At 66.9% G+C, this 22698-nt stretch carries 17 protein-coding genes and 5 tRNA genes; 21 read left to right on the top strand and 1 reads right to left on the bottom strand.

Annotated elements, in window-relative coordinates; translation table 11 throughout:
• Positions 1-102 precede the first annotated feature (102 nt).
• From ACT80S_RS10290 to ACT80S_RS10390, 21 genes are all read left to right on the top strand, one after another.
• A tRNA-Tyr gene (locus tag ACT80S_RS10290) sits at positions 103-188 on the top strand.
• Positions 189-283: 95 nt separating this feature from the next.
• Positions 284-357 (top strand) — tRNA-Gly (locus ACT80S_RS10295).
• A 30-nt stretch (positions 358-387) separates the two neighbouring features.
• Positions 388-462: transfer RNA gene (locus ACT80S_RS10300), tRNA-Thr, on the top strand.
• A gap of 46 nt (positions 463-508) precedes the next feature.
• Positions 509-1699 (top strand): elongation factor Tu, encoded by a 1191-nt coding sequence (gene tuf / locus ACT80S_RS10305; RefSeq protein WP_377415386.1) that lies wholly within the window; start codon positions 509-511, stop codon positions 1697-1699.
• Positions 1700-1706: 7 nt separating this feature from the next.
• Positions 1707-1782: transfer RNA gene (locus ACT80S_RS10310), tRNA-Trp, on the top strand.
• Positions 1783-1893: 111 nt separating this feature from the next.
• Positions 1894-2274 (top strand): preprotein translocase subunit SecE, encoded by a 381-nt coding sequence (secE, locus tag ACT80S_RS10315; RefSeq protein ID WP_377415537.1) that lies wholly within the window; start codon positions 1894-1896, stop codon positions 2272-2274.
• An 18-nt stretch (positions 2275-2292) separates the two neighbouring features.
• Positions 2293-2880, top strand: a complete 588-nt coding sequence (gene nusG / locus ACT80S_RS10320; RefSeq protein WP_377415559.1) for a transcription termination/antitermination protein NusG — start codon at positions 2293-2295, stop codon at positions 2878-2880.
• Between the two features lie 160 nt (positions 2881-3040).
• Positions 3041-3472 carry a 50S ribosomal protein L11 gene (gene rplK, locus ACT80S_RS10325; protein ID WP_377415538.1) on the top strand — a complete coding sequence of 144 codons (432 nt, stop codon included), beginning with the start codon at positions 3041-3043 and terminating at the stop codon, positions 3470-3472.
• A gap of 2 nt (positions 3473-3474) precedes the next feature.
• Complete coding sequence (rplA, locus tag ACT80S_RS10330; protein WP_377415539.1) at positions 3475-4170, top strand: 50S ribosomal protein L1; 696 nt, start codon at positions 3475-3477, stop codon at positions 4168-4170.
• Positions 4171-4427: 257 nt separating this feature from the next.
• Positions 4428-4940, top strand: coding sequence for a 50S ribosomal protein L10 (gene rplJ, locus ACT80S_RS10335; RefSeq protein WP_377415540.1), 513 nt, complete (start codon positions 4428-4430; stop codon positions 4938-4940).
• A gap of 45 nt (positions 4941-4985) precedes the next feature.
• Entirely contained in the window at positions 4986-5366 is a 381-nt protein-coding gene (gene rplL, locus ACT80S_RS10340; protein ID WP_377415541.1) for a 50S ribosomal protein L7/L12, read from the top strand.
• Positions 5367-5653: 287 nt separating this feature from the next.
• Complete coding sequence (gene rpoB, locus ACT80S_RS10345; protein WP_377415542.1) at positions 5654-9766, top strand: DNA-directed RNA polymerase subunit beta; 4113 nt, start codon at positions 5654-5656, stop codon at positions 9764-9766.
• A gap of 18 nt (positions 9767-9784) precedes the next feature.
• Entirely contained in the window at positions 9785-14014 is a 4230-nt protein-coding gene (rpoC, locus tag ACT80S_RS10350; protein ID WP_377415543.1) for a DNA-directed RNA polymerase subunit beta', read from the top strand.
• A gap of 83 nt (positions 14015-14097) precedes the next feature.
• On the top strand, positions 14098-14640 hold the full coding sequence (locus tag ACT80S_RS10355; protein WP_377415544.1) for a LemA family protein: 543 nt from the start codon (positions 14098-14100) through the stop codon (positions 14638-14640).
• Between the two features lie 5 nt (positions 14641-14645).
• Positions 14646-15977: a 16S rRNA (cytosine(967)-C(5))-methyltransferase RsmB gene (rsmB, locus tag ACT80S_RS10360; RefSeq protein ID WP_377415545.1), complete on the top strand. Its 1332-nt coding sequence runs from the start codon at positions 14646-14648 to the stop codon at positions 15975-15977.
• Entirely contained in the window at positions 15919-16557 is a 639-nt protein-coding gene (locus tag ACT80S_RS10365; protein ID WP_377415546.1) for a DUF4390 domain-containing protein, read from the top strand. Before rsmB ends, ACT80S_RS10365 begins: the two co-directional genes overlap by 59 nt.
• Complete coding sequence (locus ACT80S_RS10370; protein WP_377415547.1) at positions 16554-18857, top strand: sensor histidine kinase; 2304 nt, start codon at positions 16554-16556, stop codon at positions 18855-18857. Before ACT80S_RS10365 ends, ACT80S_RS10370 begins: the two co-directional genes overlap by 4 nt.
• A gap of 41 nt (positions 18858-18898) precedes the next feature.
• A complete protein-coding gene (locus ACT80S_RS10375) occupies positions 18899-19627 on the top strand; it encodes a response regulator (protein ID WP_377415548.1) in 729 nt (242 codons plus the stop codon).
• Between the two features lie 19 nt (positions 19628-19646).
• A tRNA-Phe gene (locus tag ACT80S_RS10380) sits at positions 19647-19722 on the top strand.
• A gap of 175 nt (positions 19723-19897) precedes the next feature.
• Positions 19898-20344, top strand: coding sequence for a hypothetical protein (locus ACT80S_RS10385; RefSeq protein ID WP_377415549.1), 447 nt, complete (start codon positions 19898-19900; stop codon positions 20342-20344).
• A 17-nt stretch (positions 20345-20361) separates the two neighbouring features.
• Complete coding sequence (locus ACT80S_RS10390) at positions 20362-21054, top strand: SIMPL domain-containing protein (RefSeq protein WP_377415550.1); 693 nt, start codon at positions 20362-20364, stop codon at positions 21052-21054.
• A gap of 16 nt (positions 21055-21070) precedes the next feature.
• Here ACT80S_RS10390 and ACT80S_RS10395 read toward each other — a convergent pair.
• A partial coding sequence (locus ACT80S_RS10395) for an Ig-like domain-containing protein (RefSeq protein WP_377415551.1) occupies positions 21071-22698 on the bottom strand: 1628 nt, incomplete at its 5' end.

Below are 22698 nucleotides of genomic sequence, written 5' to 3' on the forward strand. Positions count from 1 at the left end.
AATGTCACGGTTTGTTTGGCACAATAGCGGTCTTCGTCGCAAATTCTTCGAAGAGCACTTCGGCTACTGCGCAAAACCGTGCTATAGTTCGAGGTTCCTCGCGGAGGGGTGCCCGAGTGGCTAAAGGGGGCAGACTGTAAATCTGTTGGCTTACGCCTACGCTGGTTCGAATCCAGCCTCCTCCACCAGCGATTTCTTCGGAAGTTGCGACAGCGAGAAAGTGTGAACTGATTGAGTGGTAGCGCCAGGAAGCCTGCCGAGGGCCCAAAGAGCTTCGCCCGATGCGGGAGTAGTTCAATGGTAGAACCTTAGCCTTCCAAGCTAATGACGCGGGTTCGATTCCCGTCTCCCGCTCCATCGATCAGGTTGCGCAGCGAAAAGAATTTCGCCCTTGTGGCTCAGTGGTAGAGCACTCCCTTGGTAAGGGAGAGGTCGCGGGTCCGATTCCCGCCAAGGGCACCAATTTCAGTTGTGATCGTCTAGCTATCTCTTTCGAAGGGCGAAAAAAATGGCAAAAGGTAAATTCGAGCGGACCAAGCCGCACGTGAACGTGGGCACCATTGGCCACGTGGACCACGGCAAGACCACCCTGACGGCGGCGATCACCACCGTGCTGGCCACCAAGTTCGGCGGCGAAGCCAAGGCCTACGACCAGATCGATGCGGCCCCGGAAGAGAAGGCTCGCGGCATCACGATCAACACCGCCCACGTCGAGTACGAGACGGCCAACCGCCACTACGCCCACGTGGACTGCCCTGGCCACGCCGACTACGTCAAGAACATGATCACCGGCGCTGCCCAGATGGACGGCGCCATCCTGGTGTGCTCGGCCGCTGACGGCCCGATGCCCCAGACCCGTGAGCACATCCTGCTGGCCCGCCAGGTGGGCGTGCCCTACATCATCGTCTTCCTGAACAAGTGCGACATGGTCGACGACGCCGAGCTGCTCGAGCTGGTGGAGATGGAAGTGCGCGAGCTGCTGTCCAAGTACGACTTCCCTGGCGACGACACCCCGATCATCAAGGGTTCGGCCAAGCTGGCGATGGAAGGCGACAAGGGCGAGCTGGGCGAAGGCGCGATCCTGAAGCTGGCCGAGGCCCTGGACTCCTACATCCCCACGCCTGAGCGTGCGGTTGACGGCGCGTTCCTGATGCCGGTGGAAGACGTGTTCTCGATCTCTGGCCGCGGCACCGTGGTGACCGGTCGCGTCGAGCGCGGCATCATCAAGGTCGGCGAGGAAATCGAGATCGTCGGTATCAAGCCGACCCTGAAGACCACCTGCACGGGCGTGGAAATGTTCCGCAAGCTGCTGGACCAGGGCCAGGCTGGCGACAATGTGGGTATCCTGCTGCGCGGCACCAAGCGTGAAGAAGTCGAGCGCGGCCAGGTGCTGTGCAAGCCCGGCTCCATCAAGCCGCACACGCACTTCACCGCCGAGGTGTACGTGCTGTCCAAGGACGAGGGTGGCCGCCACACGCCGTTCTTCAACAACTACCGTCCCCAGTTCTACTTCCGCACCACGGACGTGACCGGCGCGATCGAGCTGCCGAAGGACAAGGAAATGGTCATGCCCGGCGACAACGTGACGATCACCGTCAAGCTGATCGCCCCGATCGCCATGGAAGAAGGTCTGCGCTTCGCCATCCGCGAAGGCGGCAAGACCGTCGGCGCCGGCGTCGTTGCCAAGATCATGGAGTGATTCCAGTAGGGGTATAGCTCAATTGGCAGAGCGTCGGTCTCCAAAACCGAAGGTTGTAGGTTCGATTCCTACTGCCCCTGCCACCTGAGTGGCCCCCGGCTCACCGCAAGGTGATGCAAAAACCAACCCGCCGCGCCCCGGCGGGTTTGGTGCCTTCAAGGCACCGAAGAACCTGAAGCAGGAAAACGCCTTCCATGGCCACTTCTCAAGTTGAAACCGTCAGCACGGGCGCCGACAAGGCCAGGCTCGCGGTGGCTGCTGCGCTGGTGATTGCCAGCCTCGTGGCCTTCTACCTGCTTGCCAAGCAAGGCGCCATCGCCCAATGGGGCGCGCTGCTGCTGGGGCTGGTTGCTGCCGCCGCCGTGTTCTTCACGGCCGAGACCGGCAAGCAGCTGATCGCCTTCGGTCGCGAGGCCCTGCGCGAGGTCAAGAAGGTGGTGTGGCCCACCCGCAAGGAATCCATGCAGATGACGGCGTACGTGTTCGCCTTCGTGCTGGTCATGGCCATCTTCCTGTGGGTCACCGACAAGACGATCGAATGGGTCTTCTATGACCTCATCCTGCGCTGGAGGTAACCCGTGAGCGAGAACGACATCTCCCAAGCCGTGACGCAGGACGCTTCGGCTCCCGCCGCCAAGCCCGTCAACCCCGACCTGCGCTGGTACGTGGTCCATGCCTATTCGGGCATGGAAAAGGCCGTCGAGCGCAACATCCGCGAGCGCATCAACCGCGCCGGGATGCAGGACCTGTTCGGCGAGATCCTGGTTCCGACCGAGGAAGTCGTCGAGATCAAGAATGGCCAGAAGCGCACTTCGGAGCGCCGCTTCTACCCCGGCTATGTGCTGGTGCAGATGGTCATGAACGACGACACCTGGCACCTGGTGAAGCACACCAACAAGGTCACCGGTTTCGTCGGCGGCGCCAAGAACCGCCCGGCCCCCATCTCCGAAGACGAGGTCGCCAAGATCCTCGGCCAGATGGAAGAGGGTGTCGACAAGCCGCGCCACAAGGTGGAGTTCACCGTCGGCGAGTACGTGCGCGTCAAGGAAGGCCCCTTCACCGACTTCAACGGCACCGTCGAGGAAGTCAACTACGAAAAGAGCAAGGTCCGCGTGTCGGTCACGATCTTCGGTCGTGCCACCCCGGTGGAGCTCGAGTTCTCCCAGGTCGAGAAGACCTGAGCGTCGCCTGTCCGCCGGGTCGGCAAGACCTGGGCGGGCGCGGCCCCCGTTTCACGACCTGCGCTTTCCCGGCTCGGCGCAGGTTTCAAGAAGACAGAGCCTCAACCCCGGGGAGCCTGGCCTGACGGTCAGGCGCTACTACCCGTAAGGAGAAAAAAACATGGCGAAGAAAATCGTCGGTTTTATCAAGCTGCAAGTGCCGGCTGGTAAGGCCAACCCGTCGCCCCCGATCGGTCCTGCGCTGGGTCAGCGCGGCCTGAACATCATGGAGTTCTGCAAGGCGTTCAACGCCCAGACCCAAGGCGTCGAGCCGGGTCTGCCGCTGCCGGTGGTCATCACCGCCTTCGCGGACAAGAGCTTCACCTTCGTCATCAAGACCCCGCCCGCGACGGTCCTGATCAAGAAGGCCATCAAGCTGGACAAGGGCTCCTCCAAGCCGCACAGCGACAAGGTCGGCAAGATCACGCGCGCCCAACTGGAAGAAATCGCCAAGGGCAAGATCAAGGACATGAACGCTGCCAGCATCGACGCCGCCGTGCGCACGCTGGCCGGTTCCGCCCGTTCCATGGGCGTCACGGTGGAGGGTCTGTAATCATGGCCAAGCTGACCAAGAAGCAAAAAGCCCTGCAGGGCAAGGTCGACAGCACCAAGCTGTACGCCCTGGCCGACGCCCTGGCCATCGTCAAGGAAGCCGCCACCGCCAAGTTCGATGAGTCCATCGACGTGGCCGTGCAGCTGGGCATCGACGCCAAGAAGTCGGACCAGGTGGTCCGTGGCGCCGTCGTGCTGCCCCATGGCACCGGCAAGACCAAGCGCGTCGCCGTGTTCGCCCAGGGTGCCAAGGCTGACGAAGCCAAGGCCGCTGGCGCCGACGTGGTCGGCATGGACGACCTGGCCGCCATGGTCAAGGCCGGCGACATGCCCTTCGACGTGGTCATCGCTGCTCCCGACGCCATGCGCGTCGTGGGTACGCTGGGCCAGATCCTGGGCCCGCGCGGCCTGATGCCGAACCCCAAGGTCGGCACCGTGACCCCGGACGTCGCCACCGCCGTCAAGAACGCCAAGGCTGGCCAGGTCCAGTTCCGCGTCGACAAGGCCGGCATCATCCACGGCACCATCGGCCGTCGTTCGTTCGACGCCGACAAGCTCCAGGGCAACCTGGCGGCGCTGATCGACGCCCTGAACAAGGCCAAGCCGGCCACGTCCAAGGGCATCTACCTGCGCAAGGTGGCTGTGTCCTCGACCATGGGCGTGGGCGTTCGCGTCGACACCCAGTCCATCTCGGCGTAATCGCGAGAAGAAATTCCTGGCTGCCGGCAACGGTGGCCGGGTGTGGTGGGCTGCCGGGGACCATCCCGGAAACGGGCAGGAGCCTGGCAGGCCATCAAAGACCGCTGGCGCGCACGCGAGTGCGCTTAATCGGTGAAAGCCAGCGCAGATGGCGATCCCGCCGCAGATGGATAAAAAAATTTCCAAATACGGTTGGTCGCTGCAAGAAAGGCGTGCCGGAAGGTGCAAACCGGACGGCACATTTGAAGGAGTAGACCTTGAGTCTGAATCGCAGTGAGAAACAAGCGGTCATTGAAGAAGTGACCGGCCTCGCCGCCCAAGCTCAAACGCTGGTGATTGCGGAATACCGCGGCATCACGGTCGCCGACATGACGAAGCTGCGCAACGAAGCGCGTGCCAAAGGCGTGAACCTGAGTGTTCTGAAGAACACCCTGGCCCGCCGTGCGGTCGCCGGTTCCAGCTTCGAAGTGGTCGCCGACCAGATGACCGGTCCGCTGATCTACGGCTTCTCCGTGGACGCTGTGTCTGCCGCCAAGGTGGTGGCCGACTTCGCCAAGACCAACGACAAGCTGGTCATTCGTGGCGGCGCGTTCGCGGGCAAGGCCCTGGACGTCAACGGCGTGAAGGCCCTGGCGAACATTCCCTCCAAGGAAGTTCTGCTGGCCCAGCTGTGCGGCCTGCTCATGTCGCCCATCTCCCGCACCGCGGTGGTCCTGGGCGCCCTGGCAGCCAAGAAGGGCGAAGGCGCCGAAGCGCCCGCTGCTGCTTAAGCAAGCAGCCGCCCCTCGTAACCAACATATTTAGGAAATATCAAAATGGCATTCGATAAAGACGCTTTCCTGACCGCCCTGGACAGCATGACCGTCCTGGAACTCAACGACCTGGTCAAGGCCATCGAAGAGAAGTTCGGCGTGTCCGCCGCCGCCATGGCCGCTCCGGCCGCCGGTGGTGCCGCTGGTGGTGCTGCTGCCGCCGCTGAAGAGAAGACCGAGTTCAACGTCGTCCTGACCGACGCCGGCGCCAACAAGGTGTCCGTCATCAAGGCCGTGCGCGAAATCACCGGTCTGGGCCTGAAGGAAGCCAAGGACCTGGTCGACGGCGCCCCGAAGAACGTGAAGGAAGGCATCGCCAAGGCCGACGCCGAAGCCGCCCTGAAGAAGCTGGTGGAAGCCGGCGCCAAGGCCGAGCTGAAGTAATTCGCTCCGCGCCCGAGGCTGGAGGCTCCCCAAAGGGCCTCCAGCCTTTGGTGCTTCTGGGAAGCATCCAGAATGCACCCGCAAATGCCGCCCCGGCACCCGGAGGCCGCGGTCTTTGCGAGTGTCTTCTGACCCCGACTGCAGGAGACGCCTTGGTTCGGGCGATGTGCAATGCATCGCCGTCCGCCATGGTTGGTAGTGGCCAACCCGCCAAGCCGGTCGAGACCTGGACCACCCCAGGCCCTCGACCAGACAGTTGCGCAAGAGCTCAATAGCCCGGAGATCTCATGGCCTACTCTTACACCGAACGCAAGCGCATCCGCAAAAGCTTCGGCAGCCGCGACAGCGTGCTGGAAGTCCCGTACCTGCTGCAGATGCAGAAGGACGCCTACACCGCCTTCCTGCAGGCCGACGTCACCCCCCAGAAACGTACCGTGGAAGGCCTGCAGGCCGCCTTCGACGCCGCCTTCCCGATCGTCTCCCACAACGGCTTCGTGGAGATGAAGTTCATCGAGTACAACCTGGCCAAGCCGGCGTTCGATGTGCGTGAGTGCCAGACCCGTGGCCTGACCTTCTCCTCGGCCGTGCGCGCCAAGGTCCAGCTGATCATCTACGACCGCGAGTCCTCCACGCCTTCTTCCAAGGTCGTCAAGGAAGTCAAGGAGCAAGAGGTCTACATGGGCGAAGTGCCCCTGATGACCGACAAGGGCTCGTTCATCATCAACGGCACCGAGCGCGTGATCGTCTCGCAGCTGCACCGCTCCCCCGGCGTGTTCTTCGAGCATGACAAGGGCAAGACGCACAGCTCGGGCAAGCTGCTGTTCTCCGCGCGCATCATTCCGTACCGCGGCTCCTGGCTCGACTTCGAGTTCGACCCCAAGGACCTGCTGTACTTCCGCGTCGACCGCCGCCGCAAGATGCCGGTCACCATCCTGCTGAAGGCCATCGGCCTGACGCCGGAATCCATCCTGGCCAACTTCTTCGTCAACGACAACTTCCGCCTCATGGACAGCGGCGCGCAGATGGAGTTCGTCTCCGAGCGCCTGCGCGGCGAAGTGGCCCGCTTCGACATCACCGACAAGTCCGGCAAGGTCGTCGTCGCCAAGGACAAGCGCATCACCGCGCGCCACACCCGTGAGCTCGAGCAGGGCGGCACCACGCACATCAGCGTGCCGGAAGACTTCCTGATCGGCCGCGTCGTGGCCCGCAACATCGTCGACGCCGACACCGGCGAGATCATCGCCAAGGCGAACGACGAGCTGACCGAAGCCCTGCTGAAGAAGCTGCGCTCGGCCGGCGTGCAGGACCTTCAGGTCATCTACACGAACGAACTGGACCAGGGCCCGTACATCTCGCAGACCCTGCGCACCGACGAGACGGTGGACGAGTTCGCCGCCCGCGTGGCCATCTACCGCATGATGCGCCCCGGCGAGCCGCCGACGGAAGACGCCGTGCAGGCCCTGTTCCAGCGCCTGTTCTACAACCCGGACACGTACGACCTGTCGCGCGTGGGCCGCATGAAGTTCAACGCCCGCGTGGGCCGTGACGAGGCCACCGGCCCGATGGTCCTGACCAACGAGGACATCCTCGCCGTGGTCAAGATCCTGGTCGACCTGCGCAACGGCCGTGGCGAAGTCGACGACATCGACCACCTGGGCAACCGCCGCGTGCGCTGCGTGGGCGAGCTGGCCGAGAACCAGTACCGCACCGGCCTGGCGCGTATCGAGAAGGCCGTGAAGGAGCGCCTGGGCCAGGCCGAGCAAGAGCCGCTGATGCCGCACGACCTGATCAACTCCAAGCCGATTTCCGCGGCCCTGAAGGAGTTCTTCGGCGCGTCCCAGCTGTCGCAGTTCATGGACCAGACCAACCCGCTGGCCGAAATCACGCACAAGCGTCGCGTCTCGGCCCTGGGCCCGGGCGGTCTGACCCGCGAGCGTGCCGGCTTCGAGGTGCGCGACGTGCACGTGACCCACTATGGCCGCGTCTGCCCGATCGAAACGCCTGAAGGCCCGAACATCGGCCTGATCAACTCGTTGGCCCTGTACGCCCGCCTCAACGAGTACGGCTTCATCGAGACCCCGTACCGCCGCGTGGTGGAAGGCAAGGTCACCAACGAGATCGACTACCTGTCCGCCATCGAGGAAGGCAAGTACGTCATCGCCCAGGCCAACGCCACCCTGGACAAGGAAGGCCGCCTGACCGGCGAGCTGGTGTCCGCCCGTGAGAAGGGTGAATCCATCCTGGTCGGCGCCGACCGTGTCCAGTACATGGACGTGTCGCCCGCGCAGATCGTCTCCGTGGCCGCCTCGCTGGTGCCGTTCCTCGAGCACGACGACGCGAACCGCGCGCTGATGGGCGCCAACATGTCGCGCCAGGCCGTGCCCGTGCTGCGTCCCGAGAAGCCCCTGGTGGGCACCGGCATCGAGCGCGTCGCCGCGGTCGACTCCGGCACCGTGGTCACCGCCCGCCGCGGCGGCGTGGTCGACTATGTCGACGCGACCCGTGTGGTGGTGCGTGTCAACGACGAGGAAGCCCAGGCGGGTGAAGTCGGCGTGGACATCTACAACCTGATCAAGTACCAGCGTTCCAACCAGAACACCAACATCCACCAGCGTCCCATCGTCAAGCGCGGCGACAAGATCGCCAAGGGTGACGTGGTGGCCGACGGCGCCTCGACCGACCTGGGCGAGATCGCCATCGGCCAGAACATGCTGATCGGCTTCATGCCCTGGAACGGCTACAACTTCGAAGACTCGATCCTGATCTCCGAGCGCGTCGTCGCCGACGACCGCTACACCTCGATCCACATCGAGGAACTGGTGGTCATGGCGCGTGACACGAAGCTGGGCGCCGAGGAAATCACCCGCGACATCCCCAACCTGTCCGAGCAGCAGCTGAACCGCCTGGACGAGTCCGGCATCATCTACGTCGGCGCCGAAGTGCAACCCGGCGACGTGCTGGTGGGCAAGGTCACGCCGAAGGGCGAGACCACCCTCACCCCCGAGGAGAAGCTGCTGCGCGCGATCTTCGGCGAGAAGGCTTCCGACGTGAAGGACACCTCGCTGCGCGTGGACCAGGGCTCGCAGGGCACCGTCATCGACGTGCAGGTCTTCACCCGCGAAGGCATCCAGCGTGACAAGCGCGCCCAGCAGATCATCGACGACGAACTCAAGCGCTTCCGCCTGGACCTGAACGACCAGCTGCGCATCGTCGAGGCCGACTCGTTCGACCGTATCGAGAAGCTGCTGACCGGCCGCGTCGCCAACGGCGGTCCGCAGAAGCTGGCCAAGGGCACCAAGATCGACAAGGCCTACCTGTCCTCGATCGAGAAGTACCACTGGTTCGACATCCGCCCGGCGGAAGACGACATCGCCCTGCAGCTCGAGTCCATCAAGAACTCGATCGAGCAGCAGCGCCACAGCTTCGACCTGGCCTTCGAAGAGAAGCGCAAGAAGCTCACGCAAGGCGACGAGCTGCCGGCCGGCGTGCTGAAGATGGTCAAGGTCTACCTGGCCGTCAAGCGCCGCCTGCAGCCTGGCGACAAGATGGCCGGCCGCCACGGCAACAAGGGTGTGGTCTCCAAGATCGTCCCGGTCGAGGACATGCCCTACATGGCCGACGGCACCCCCTGCGACATCGTGCTGAACCCGCTGGGCGTGCCCTCGCGAATGAACGTCGGCCAGGTGCTGGAAGTGCACCTGGGCTGGGCGGGCAAGGGCATCGGCCAGCGCATCGGCGACCTGCTGCAGAAGGAGTCCCGCGCGGCTGAACTGCGCCAGTTCCTGGAACAGGTCTACAACGGCTCCGGCCGCAAGGAAGACCTGTCGCAGCTGTCGGACGAGGAAGTCACGAAGATGGCCCGCGAGCTGACCACCGGCGTGCCCTTCGCCACCCCGGTGTTCGACGGCGCCTCCGAGGACGAGATCCGCGCGATGCTGAAACTGGCCTACCCCGACGAGGTCGCGCAGGCCAAGGGCCTGACGCCCACGCGCACCCAGGCCTACCTGTACGACGGCCGCACCGGCGACCGCTTCGAGCGTCCGACCACCATCGGCTACATGCACTTCCTGAAGCTGCACCACCTGGTGGACGACAAGATGCACGCGCGCTCCACCGGCCCGTACTCCCTGGTCACCCAGCAGCCGCTGGGCGGCAAGGCCCAGTTCGGCGGCCAGCGTTTCGGCGAGATGGAAGTGTGGGCGCTGGAAGCCTACGGCGCTTCCTACACCCTGCAGGAAATGCTCACGGTCAAGTCCGACGACGTGCAGGGCCGTACCAAGGTGTACGAGTCCATCGTCAAGGGCGAGCACGCCATCGATGCGGGCATGCCGGAATCCTTCAACGTGCTGGTGAAGGAAATCCGCTCGCTCGGTATCGACATCGAACTGGAACGCTCCTAAGAAAAGAGGGATTGAGTCATGAAATCGCTACTCGACCTGTTCAAGCAATTCACGCCGGACGAGCATTTCGATGCCATCCGCATCGGCATGGCCTCGCCGGAGAAGATCCGTTCCTGGTCCTTCGGTGAGGTGAAGAAGCCCGAGACGATCAACTACCGCACCTTCAAGCCCGAGCGCGACGGCCTGTTCTGCGCGAAGATCTTCGGCCCCATCAAGGACTACGAGTGCCTGTGCGGCAAGTACAAGCGCCTGAAGCACCGCGGCGTGATCTGCGAGAAGTGCGGCGTTGAAGTCACGCAGACCAAGGTGCGCCGCGAGCGCATGGGCCACATCGACCTGGCCGCGCCCTGCGCCCACATCTGGTTCCTCAAGTCCCTGCCGTCCCGCCTGGGCCTGGTGCTGGACATGACCCTGCGCGACATCGAGCGCGTGCTGTACTTCGAAGCCTACGTGGTGACCGACCCCGGCATGACTCCGCTGAAGAAGTTCAGCATCATGTCCGAGGACGACTACGACGCCAAGCGCAAGGAATTCGGTGACGAGTTCATCGCCAAGATGGGCGCCGAGGGCATCAAGGACCTGCTCGAAGGCATCGACATCGACCTCGAGATCGAGAAGCTGCGCGGCGACCTCACCGGCTCCGAAGTCAAGGTCAAGAAGAACGCCAAGCGCCTGAAGGTCCTCGAGGCCTTCAAGAAGTCCGGCATCAAGCCGAACTGGATGGTGATGGACGTGCTGCCCGTGCTGCCGCCGGACCTGCGTCCGCTGGTGCCGCTGGACGGCGGCCGCTTCGCGACCTCCGACCTGAACGACCTGTACCGCCGCGTCATCAACCGCAACTCGCGCCTCAAGCGCCTGCTGGAACTCAAGGCCCCCGAGATCATCGCGCGCAACGAAAAGCGCATGCTCCAGGAAGCCGTCGACTCCCTGCTGGACAACGGCCGCCGCGGCAAGGCCATGACGGGCGCCAACAAGCGCGCCCTGAAGTCCCTGGCCGACATGATCAAGGGCAAGTCCGGCCGCTTCCGCCAGAACCTGCTGGGCAAGCGCGTCGACTACTCCGGCCGTTCGGTCATTACCGTGGGCCCGACCCTCAAGCTGCACCAGTGCGGCCTGCCCAAGCTGATGGCGCTGGAGCTGTTCAAGCCCTTCATCTTCTCGCGCCTGGAAGCCATGGGCATCGCCACCACCATCAAGGCGGCGAAGAAGGAAGTGGAATCCGGCACCCCCGTGGTGTGGGACATCCTCGAAGAGGTCATCAAGGAGCACCCGGTCATGCTGAACCGGGCGCCCACGCTGCACCGCCTGGGCATCCAGGCCTTCGAGCCGATCCTGATTGAAGGCAAGGCCATCCAGCTGCACCCGCTGGTGTGCGCGGCGTTCAACGCCGACTTCGACGGCGACCAGATGGCCGTCCACGTGCCGCTGTCGGTGGAAGCGCAGATGGAAGCCCGCACGCTGATGCTGGCCTCCAACAACGTGCTGTTCCCCGCCAACGGCGAGCCCTCCATCGTGCCGTCTCAGGACGTGGTGCTGGGCCTGTACTACACCACCCGTGAACGCATCAACGGCAAGGGCGAAGGCATGGTCTTCGCCGACGTCGCCGAAGTGCAGCGCGCGCTGGACGCCGGCGTGGTCGAACTGACCGCCAAGATCGCCGTGCGCCTGGTCGAGTGGACCAAGGACAAGGCCACCGGCGAGTTCGTGCCCAGCACCTCGCTGGTCGACACGACCGTGGGCCGTGCCCTGCTGTCCGAAATCCTGCCGAAGGGCCTGCCGTTCTCCAACCTGAACAAGGCCCTGAAGAAGAAGGAGATCAGCCGCCTGATCAACGCCTCCTTCCGCCGTTGCGGCCTGAAGGAGACCGTGGTCTTCGCCGACAAGCTGCTGCAGAACGGCTTCCGCCTGGCCACCCGCGCCGGCATCTCGATCGCTATCGACGACATGCTGGTGCCGCCGCAGAAGTCCGAGATCATCGGCCGCGCCGAGTCCGAGGTGAAGGAGATCGAGCAGCAGTACGTCTCCGGTCTCGTGACCGCTGGCGAGCGCTACAACAAGGTCGTGGACATCTGGGGCAAGGCCGGCGACGAAGTGTCGAAGGTCATGATGGCCCAGCTGGCCAAGGAAAAGACCACCGACCGCAACGGCAAGGAAGTGGAGCAGGAGTCGTTCAACTCCATCTACATGATGGCCGACTCCGGCGCCCGCGGTTCCGCCGCCCAGATCCGCCAGCTGGCGGGCATGCGCGGCCTGATGGCCAAGCCGGACGGCTCGATCATCGAGACGCCCATCACGGCGAACTTCCGTGAAGGCCTGAACGTGCTGCAGTACTTCATCTCCACGCACGGCGCCCGTAAGGGCCTGGCCGACACGGCGCTGAAGACCGCGAACTCCGGCTACCTGACCCGCCGACTGGTCGACGTGACCCAGGACCTGGTCGTGACCGAAGAGGACTGCGGCACCGCCGACGGCTCGCTGATGCGCGCCATCGTCGAGGGTGGTGAAGTCATCGAGTCGCTGCGTGACCGTATCCTGGGCCGTGTCGCGGCCGAGGACGTGCTGCACCCCGAGAACCGCTCGGTCATCGTGCCCGCCGGCAATATGCTGGACGAGGACGCGATCGAGGAGCTCGAGGCTGCCGGCGTCGACGAGGTCAAGGTCCGCACCGCGCTGACCTGCGCCACCCGCTTCGGCCTGTGCGCCAAGTGCTACGGCCGCGACCTGGGCCGCGGCGGCCTGGTGAACACCGGTGAGGCCGTGGGCGTGATCGCCGCGCAGTCGATCGGTGAACCCGGCACGCAGCTGACCATGCGTACCTTCCACATCGGTGGTGCCGCCTCGCGCGCCGCCATCGCCTCCAGCGTGGAAGCCAAGTCCAACGGCGTCATCGGCTTCAACAGCACGATGCGCTACGTGACCAACAGCAAGGGCGAGCTCGTCGTCATTGCCCGTTCCGGCGAGATCGTCATCCATGACGAACACGGCCGCGAGCGCGAGCGCCACAAGGTGCCGTACGGCGCGACCCTGGCTATCAAGGCCGACCAGACCATCAAGGCCGGCACCGTGCTGGCCAACTGGGACCCGCTGACCCGACCCATCATCACGGAATTCGCCGGCAAGGTGAAGTTCGAGAACGTGGAAGAGGGCCTCACCGTCGCCAAGCAGGTGGACGAGGTCACCGGCCTGTCGACCCTGGTCGTGATCGACCCGAAGCGCCGCGGCTCCGCCAAGGTGGTGCGTCCGCAGGTGAAGCTGATCGACGCCAACAACCAGGAAGTGAAGATCCCGGGCACCGACCACTCGGTGACCATCGGCTTCCAGGTGGGCGCGCTGATCCAGGTGCGCGACGGCCAGGACGTGGGCCCCGGCGAAGTGCTGGCCCGTATCCCGATCGAAGGCCAGAAGACCCGCGACATTACCGGCGGTCTGCCCCGCGTGGCCGAGCTGTTCGAAGCCCGTTCGCCCAAGGACAAGGGCGTGCTGGCCGAGATGACCGGCACGGTGTCGTTCGGCAAGGAGACCAAGGGCAAGATCCGCCTGCAGATCACCGATCCGGAAGGCAAGGTCTGGGAAGAGCTCGTGCCCAAGGAAAAGAACATCCTGGTGCACGAAGGCCAGGTGGTGAACAAGGGCGAATCCGTGGTCGACGGCCCGGCCGACCCGCAGGACATCCTGCGCCTGCTGGGCATGGAAGAACTGGCCCGCTACATCGTCGACGAGGTGCAGGACGTGTACCGACTCCAGGGCGTGAAGATCAACGACAAGCACATCGAGGTGATCGTTCGCCAGATGCTGCGTCGCGTGGTCGTCGAGAACCCGGGCGAGTCCGGCTACATCGCCGGCGAGCAGGTCGAGCGCTCCGAGATCCTCAACACCAACGAGGCGCTCCAGAAGGACAACAAGATCCCCGCGACCTACAGCAACCTGCTGCTGGGCATCACCAAGGCCTCGCTGTCGACCGACTCGTTCATCTCCGCGGCTTCCTTCCAGGAAACCACGCGCGTGCTGACCGAAGCGGCCATCATGGGCAAGCGTGACGAGCTGCGCGGCCTGAAGGAGAACGTCATCGTCGGCCGCCTGATCCCGGCGGGTACCGGCATGGCCTACCACCAGGCCCGCAAGGTCAAGGACCAGATGGACGAGGCCGAGCGCCGCGCCATCGCCGAGGCCGAAGCCACCGAGCTGGCCGGCACGGCCGATGCCGAGGGCGTGCTGCCCGAGGCTGGCGAGGGTTCCGCGGCCGAGTAATCGCACCGCGCCTTCCTGAGGAACGCCCCGTGCCGCCCGGCCCGGGGCGTTCTTCTTTGGCGGCTTGGTAAGCTCGCCGGTCCATGACGACTCTCCTGATGTGGCTCCTGCCGGCCGTGCTCCTGTTCTGGAGCGTGGGCGCCTACAACCGGCTGGTGCGCCTGCGCGGCGAGGTGAAGTCCGCATTCGCGAGCGTCGAGGCCGAGTTCCAGCGGCACCTGCAGCTCGCGCAGGACCTGCCGCCCGACGACGGCGAGGACCCGGCCCGTGCGCGCGGCAGCGCGCCGGTCTGGGCCCAGGTCCGTGCTGCCACCGACCAGCTCGCTTCCACCCTCGCCGGCGCCCGCGCCCGGCCGCTCGACCCCCAGGGCATCGAGGCCCTGCGCACCGCCACCGACGTCCTCGCCATGGCCTGGGACCGCGCCGAGCGCGAAGATGCGCACGACCTCGGCGGCCCGCGCCTGCCCGAGACCCATGCCGCCGTGCGGGCCCAGGTGCTGGCCCAGGTCCAGGCGGCCACCCAACAGTTCAACGACGCCGTGACCCGCTACAACCGCGCCATCGCGCAATTCCCCGCCGTGCTGCTCGCCTGGGTGTTCGGCTTCCGGGCCGGGACGGCCCTGTGACCGCCGTGACCGCGAACCGAACCCTCCCGCTGTGGCGCCTGCTGCAGGCCGCCGCCTCGGTGGTCCAGGCCGTGCGCGACGGCACCTCGGCCACCCCGGCCCTGGCCGCCGTTCCCGGCGAGCTGCGTCCCGGCGCCCAGGCCCTGGTGTTCCAGGCCCTGCGCCAGCTCGGCCGGGCGCAGGCCCTGCGGGCCCAGCTCGCCCGCCGCCCGCCGCCGCCCGCGGCCGACGCGCTCCTGTGCACCGCCCTGGCCCTGGCCTGGGACCCGGCGCAGGCACCCTATGAGCCCTTCACCCTGGTGAACCAGGCGGTCGAGGCGGCCAAGCGCCAGCGCGCCACGGCCGGCCAGGCCAGCTTCATCAATGCCTGCCTGCGCCGCTTCCTGCGCGAGCGCGACGCGCTGGTGGCCGCCACCGAGGCCGACCCGGTCGCCCGCTGGAACCACCCGCGCTGGTGGATCGAGCGCCTGCGCCGCGACCACCCGGACCGCTGGGAGGACATCCTGCGCGCCAACAACCGCCAGCCGCCGATGGCCCTGCGGGTGAATGCGCGGCGCGCCACGCCCGAGGCCCTGCAGGCCCGCCTGGCCGGCGCGGGCATCCCGGCGCAGCGCTTCGGCGCGTACGGCCTGCAGCTCGAGCGGCCGCTGCCGGTGCACGAGATCCCGGGCTTCGACGAGGGCGCCCTGTCGGTGCAGGACGGTGCCGCCCAGCTCGCGGCGCCGCTGCTGCTGCACGGCCTGCCCGCCGGCGGCGCGCCGCGCCTGCTGGATGCCTGCGCGGCGCCCGGCGGCAAGACCGCCCACCTGCTGGAGCTGTCGGACGGCGAGGTCACCGCGCTGGACGTGGACCCGGCGCGCTGCGAGCGCATCCACCAGACCCTGGGGCGCCTGGGCCTGAAGGCGCGGGTGCTGGCCGCCGACGCAGGCGCGCCCGCGGCCTGGTGGGACGGCCAGCCCTTCGACGCCATCCTGCTGGACGCGCCCTGCACCGCCTCGGGGATCGTGCGGCGCCATCCCGACGTGCGCTGGCTGCGCCGCGAAGCCGACATCGCCGCCCTGGCCGCCATCCAGGCCCGGCTGCTGGCCACCCTCTGGCCGCTGCTGCGACCCGGCGGGCGGATGCTCTATTGCACCTGCTCGGTCTTCAAGGCGGAGGGGGAGGCCCAGGCCGGAGCGTTTGTTGCGCACAACACCGACGCGGTTTTGCTGCCCGCGCCCGGCCATTTGCTGCCCCAAACCGGGGAGACGGGCGCGACCGTCCCGGACAATTGCCCGGGTGACCACGACGGTTTCTATTACGCCCTGCTGGAAAAGCGCCTGGCGCCGCGGCCTTGACCGCGCGCGGCTGCTGGCCGCCGCCGTCCTGTGCCTGCTGGCCGTCCTGGCGGGGCCGGCCCGGGCCACCGAGATCAGCGGCCTGCGGGTGGAGCGCACCCCCGAGGGCCTGATGGTCGCCGCCCAGGTGCACTTCGACCTGCCCCAGGGCGTGGACGAAGCCCTGCAGAAGGGCATTCCCCTGTTCTTCGTCACCGACGCCGTGCTCCTGCGGGACCGCTGGTACTGGTACGACAAGGAGGTCTCCGCGGCCAGCCGCTACATGCGCCTGTCCTACCACCCGCTCACCCGGCGCTGGCGGCTGCTCGCCGCGTCCAGCCCGATCGGCAACGCCGGCCTCTCGCTGGGCCAGAACTTCGAAACGCGCGACGAGGCGCTGGCCGCGGTGCAGCGCATCTCCGGCTGGAAGATCGCCGACGCCGGCGACCTCGAGCCGGACCAGCGCTACAGCGTGAGCCTGCGCTTCCGGCTCGATGTCTCGCAGCTGCCGCGCCCCTTCCAGATCGGCGTGGTCGGCCAGGCGGACTGGAACATCGCGACCAGCCGCTCGCTGCGCCTGCCGGCCGAGATCGCGCGATGAGCACCGATCCGGCCTCGTCCTCCCCGGGCACCGGTGGCGGGCGCCGCGCCCCGCAGGTGCGCAATGCCCGAACCTACCGCTGGGCCGTGGGCATCGGCGCCAGCACCATGGTGGCGATCGGCATCGTCCTGCTGTTCCTGCTGGCCCAGGCCACCAACAACCGCGAACTCTACGAGCGCAACTACGGCCGCCTGTTCATCGTCAACATGGTGGTCGCCGCCATCCTGCTGGGCACCATCGGCTGGATGGGCCTGCGGCTGTGGTCCCGGCTGCGTGCCGGCAAGTTCGGCAGCCGGCTGCTGATCCGGCTGGCCATGATCTTCGCCCTGGTGGGTTTCGCGCCCGGCTTGCTGATCTACGTGGTGTCCTACCAGTTCGTCTCGCGCTCGATCGAGAGCTGGTTCGACGTGAAGGTCGAGGGTGCGCTCGACGCCGGCCTGAGCCTGGGCCGCTCCACGCTGGACATGCTGTCCAACGACCTGGCCCTCAAGACGCGCATCGCCGCGGCGCAGCTCGCCGACGCGCCCGAGGGCTCGCCCACGCTGCTGCTCGAGCGCCTGAAGGACCAGCTCGGCGCCACCGACATCTACCTGTGGAGCGCTTCCGGCCAGCTGGTGGCCAGTGCCGGCCAGTCGCGCTTCCAGCTCGCGCCGGAGCGGCCCACGCCCGCCCAGCTGCGCGCGGTGCGGACCCAGCGTTCGGTGGCGGTGATCGAGGGCCTGGAAGAAGGCGGCACCGCCGCGCTGAACAACGCCCGCATCCGCGCCCTGGCCCTGGTCTCGCCGCCCAGCCTGGGCCTGCTCTCGGAGACGCGGGTCCTGCAGGTCACGCAGGCCCTGCCGGCCACCCTGGTCGCCAATGCCATCGCGGTGCAGGAGGCCAACCGCGAGTACCAGGAGCGCGCCCTGGGCCGCGACGGCTTGCGGCGCATGTACATCGGCACCCTCACGCTGGCGCTGTTCCTCTCGGTCTTCGGCGCGGTGCTGCTGGCCGTGGTGCTGGGCAACTCGCTGGCGCGGCCGCTGCTGCTGCTGGCCGCCGGCGTGCGCGAGGTGGCGGCGGGCGACCTCAGCCCCAAGCCCGTGCTCCAGGGCAAGGACGAACTCGGCGGCCTGACGCGCTCCTTCGCGCAGATGACCCAGCAGCTGGCCGATGCCCGCAGCGCGGTCGAGAAAAGCATGTGGCAGGTGGACGCGGCCCGTGCCAACCTGCAGACCATCCTGGACAACCTCACCGCCGGCGTCATCGTGCTCGATGCGCAGGGCCGCATCCTCTCGGCCAACCCGGGCGCCACGCGCATCCTGCGCGCGCCGCTGGCGGCGTACCAGGGCCAGCCCCTGGCCGGCGTCGAGGGCCTTGAGTCCTTCGGCCGGGCCGTGCAGGCGCAGTTCGACGAGTACCACACCGAGCGGCTGCAGCACGGGCTGGACCACTGGCAGCAGTCCTTCGAGCTGCAGGCGCCGCAGCCGGGCGCGCCGGCCTCGACCCACGCGGTGACCCTGGTCGTGCGCGGCGCCGAGATGCCCGCCGACACCGGCGGCGAGCCGGTGCACCTGCTGGTGCTGGACGACATCTCCGAGATCGTCTCCGCGCAGCGCGCCCAGGCCTGGGGCGAGGTGGCACGGCGCCTGGCGCACGAGATCAAGAACCCGCTCACGCCAATCCAGCTCTCGGCCGAACGGCTCGAGATGAAGCTCGTGGACAAGGTGGCCGACCCCGAGCGCGCGGTGTTGACCAAGAGCGTGCGCACCATCGTCGACCAGGTCGACGCGATGAAGCGGCTGGTCAACGAATTCCGTGACTACGCGCGCCTGCCCACGGCCGACCTCAAGCCGGTGGACCTCAACGCCCTGGTGGGCGACGTGCTCCTGCTCTACGCCCGCGAGGCCGGGCAGGCGGGCCACGGTGCGCCGGTGCAGGTGGAACTGGACCCGCAATGCCCGCCCATCTCGGGTGACGCGCAGCAGCTGCGCCAGGTCATCCACAACCTGCTGCAGAACGCGCAGGACGCCACCGAGGGCCGCGAGGTGCGCGAGGTGGTGGTGCGCACCCAATGGAACGAGACCAACCGGCGGGTGCGCCTGCTGGTGCAGGACTCGGGCGCGGGTTTTCCGGAGCACATCCTCAAGCGGGCTTTCGAACCCTACGTGACGACGAAGTCCAAGGGCACGGGGCTGGGGCTGGCGGTGGTCAAGAAGATCGCCGACGAGCATGGGGCGCGCATAGACCTCAAGAACCGTGTCCGCGATGGCGAAATCCTGGGGGCCCAAGTCTCGCTATCATTCACAGTTGCGGTCTAACAACACCGCCCCGGCCGGCCGCGCGGGGTGCTGGTAGGAACATGGCAAACATCCTGGTCGTTGACGACGAGCTCGGCATCCGAGACTTGCTATCCGAAATCCTCAACGACGAGGGCCACCATGTCGAACTGGCGGAGAACGCGGCCGAGGCCCGCGCCATCCGCCAGCGCATGCGCCCCGACCTGGTCCTGCTGGACATCTGGATGCCGGACACCGACGGCGTCACGCTGCTCAAGGAGTGGTCGACCTCCGGCCTGCTGTCCATGCCCGTGATCATGATGAGTGGCCATGCCACCATCGAGACCGCGGTCGAGGCCACGCGCATCGGTGCCCAGGCCTTCCTCGAGAAACCCATCACCCTGCAGAAGCTGCTCAAGGCGGTGGAGTCGGGGCTGAACCGCAACGTCCCCGCTGCCGCCCCGGCGCCGGCGCGCCGCCCGGGGGTGCTGGCGTCCCCGTCGGTCGCCGCGCCGGTGGTGCACTACGTGACCACGACCGAACTCACCGTCGAGGCCGCCATGACCGGGGGGCAGAGCCTGCCCGCGGTGACGGAGATGGGCCCGCAGTCGCGCCAGCTGTTCGAGCTGGACAAGCCGCTGCGTGATGCGCGTGACGAGTTCGAGAAGTGCTATTTCGAATTCCACCTGGTCAAGGAGGGCGGCTCCATGACTCGCGTGGCCGAGAAGACCGGCCTGGAGCGCACGCACCTGTACCGCAAGCTCAAGCAACTCGGCGTCGACCTGTCGCGCGGAAAACGCGGCGGGAATTGATGTATACTCGCTGTCTCACGGCCCGGTAGCTCAGTTGGTAGAGCAGCGGATTGAAAATCCGCGTGTCGGTGGTTCGATTCCGCCCCAGGCCACCAGATTCAAGCGCCCGACAGTTCTCTGTCGGGCGTTTTTGTTTGTGCTCGGCCCGCTGGCGAGTGGCGAATGGCAGCTGCGCGGTGTTACCGCTCGACACCACGCTTTCGCGCCAGACGTATTCAATCCAATGTGCTCATCCGTTAGGGAGGAAAACCCAACAAGGAGCCCACCGGAATGAAGGCCATCGTTACCCTGGCTTGCGCCGTCGCCACCCTGGCCCCCGTGGCCGCGCGGGCGACCGATGTCGGCGTGAGCGTCCAGATCAGCCAGCCTGGCGTGTATGGCCGCATCGACATCGGCCGCTACCCGCAGCCCGCCATCATCCTGCCGCAGCCCGTGGTCATCGTGCCGCCCGGCCCGGCGTACGTCGTGCAGCAGCAGCCCGTCTACATGTGGGTGCCCCCGGGGCACCGCAAGAAGTGGAGCAAGCACTGCCACCAGTACAACGCCTGCGGCGTCCCTGTCTATTTCGTGCGGCATGACTGGTATGACAGCCACGTCCGCCACCCGCACCCGGGCGCCTATGGCCCGGGCGACCACCGCCGTGACCGCGGCGACCGGGACGACAAGGGCGGGCGTGGCCGGGGCCATGACCGCGACCATGACCGGGACCGTCGCTGACGCCGCGGGAGCCGCCCGTGGCGAAACAGCTTCTCCGTGTGATCGCCATCGCCGCGGCGATGGCGCTGGGTCCTGCGGCCTCCTGGGCCGGGCCTGAACTGCACCTGGAGGCCCAGGCGCGCAGCCTGGTCGACAACGACCTCATGGCGGTGACCCTCGGCGTCGAGCACGAGGGGCCGCGGACCCAGGAGCCGACCCAGCGGGTGCTGGCGGCCCTGCAATCTGCCGCGGCGCGCGCCCGGGCCGTGCCGGGCATCGAGGTGCGCCTCGGCTCCGTCAACACCCAGCCGGTGTGGGGGCCGAAGGGCCGCACCGGCCAGTGGGTGGTGAGGGGCAGCGTGACGCTCACCTCCACGCAGCAGGCGGCGCTGGGGCAACTCGCCTCGGAGCTGGCCTCGGAGCTGCAGGTCCATGGCGTCCATTTCTCGCTCTCGCGTGCGCGCAGCGACGAGGTGGAGGCGCAGCTCATGACCGAGGTGGCCGCGGCATTCCGGCGCAAGGCCCAGGCCATGGCGGGCGCGCTGGGGTTCAAGGACTACGCCGTCAAGGCGGTCACCCTGTCCCAGGCGGGCGGCGCGGTGCCGCCGCGCCCGGTCGCGGTGCAGCGCGCCGCGGCGGCCGCTGTCGATGCCGCCGTCGTGCCCATTCCTGCGGAAGGGGGCAGGACCGAGGTCGTCCTGACGCTGGGGGGCGCGGTCGAACTGCGGTGAGCGGCGCGCGGCGGGGTCAGGACGGCAGGACGAAGGAGATGCTGCCGGCCAGCCCGCTGGTGTCGGCCACGCCCACCAACACCACCGAGCCGCCGGGAACGGAGATCAGCAGGTCGTTGCCGGTGTCGGTGACGTACTTGGTGACGAAGTCGGCGGCGGTGAGGGTGCTGGGGAACATGTCCACGAAGTGGAGCATGTCCTGGCCCTTGACGAAGCCGGTGAGGCGGTCGGCGCCGAGCTGGGGTTCGAACACGAAGTGGTCGTTGCCCAGGCCGCCAATCATGGCGTCGTTGCCCTTGCCGCCGGACAGAACGTCGGCGCCGTCATCGCCGTTCAGGGTGTCGTTGCCGCTGTCGCCGAACAGGTAGTCGATGCCGTCGCCGCCCGAGAGGAGGTCGTCGCCGTTGCCGCCGTAGAGGGCGTCGGTGAGCTTCCCGCCACTGAGGTTGTCGTTGCCGTTGCCGCCTTGGAGGACATCTTCATTGTCCGAACCGACGAGGATGTCGGCGCCGTTGGTGCCAGTCAGGTTCTTTCCCTTGTCGGAGGTGGAGCCGATGATGGTGACGGTGATCGTGTTGGAGTCCGTCATGCCGGACTGATCGCGGACCGTGTAGTGAAGCTCCACTGACAGCTGCTGCGTAGACATCATCCAGTTGAGTTCGGCTGCCGGGGTGAACAGGGCGGACTTGCCGTCGCTGGAGATCGTCAGTTGGCTGGTGAGGCCGGCGATGTTGACCGCTTGTTTGGTCACCGGATTGGTCAGCGTCGTAGCGGTCCCCCCCGTGCCCCAGGAATAGTGGGATGCCGTGACGCTGACAAGGGTCAGGACATTGCCCGCGTCAGGGTCTGTCGCGTACTCCTGGGCGAGGGGGATCAGGAGGGGGGCGTTCTCCACCGTGGAAACAGTTCCCCCCTTGGCTTCTGGCGCCTCATTGATGTCGATGATTCCCAGCGTCACGGCCCGCGTGGCCACATTGCCCGCGGCATCGACGGCCTGGACCGTGAAGGCGTAGCTGGACTTGGTTTCGAAGTCCGCGTTCTCCAGGAGGGTCACTGCGCCGGTTGCTGCATCGATTGCGAACTTCGCGGCGTCGTCGCCCAGGCCAGCAGCCAGAGAGAAGTTGACGCCGTGCAGGTCCGATGCTTGGGCGGTGTGGACCACGGCCGACAGCGGGCTGTTCTCCGGGATGGATGCAGTCGTAGAGGACGAGAACTGGGGGAGGGTGTTGTCGATCACGACCTCCAGCACGTTGGAGATGGCATCGTTGTCGGCGGCGTCGGTGACGACGGCGCGATAGCGGTAGTTGCCATCGGCCAGGGCGCTCTGGGCGGCGGTGGTCGAGGTCCAGTCTCCGTTGTTGAAGGAGACCTGGTAGACGACGTTCGCCGTGGACTCATGACCGGCCAGCGAGAGATTGAACGCGTTGTCCTGAGTGATGTCGATGGGATCGTCGCTGCCGGTGTCGGTCAGGTCGGTGAAGCTCAGGACGCCCGGAGCCGGATCGGTGTTGTCGATGACGACCTCCAGCACATTGGAAGTGGCATCGTTGCCTGCGGCGTCGGTGACGACGGCGCGGAAGCGGTAGTTGCCGTCGGCCAGGGCGCTCTGGGCGGCGGCGGTCGAAGCCCAGTCGCCGTTGTTGA

This window comes from Ramlibacter sp. MAHUQ-53 (genome assembly GCF_052600055.1).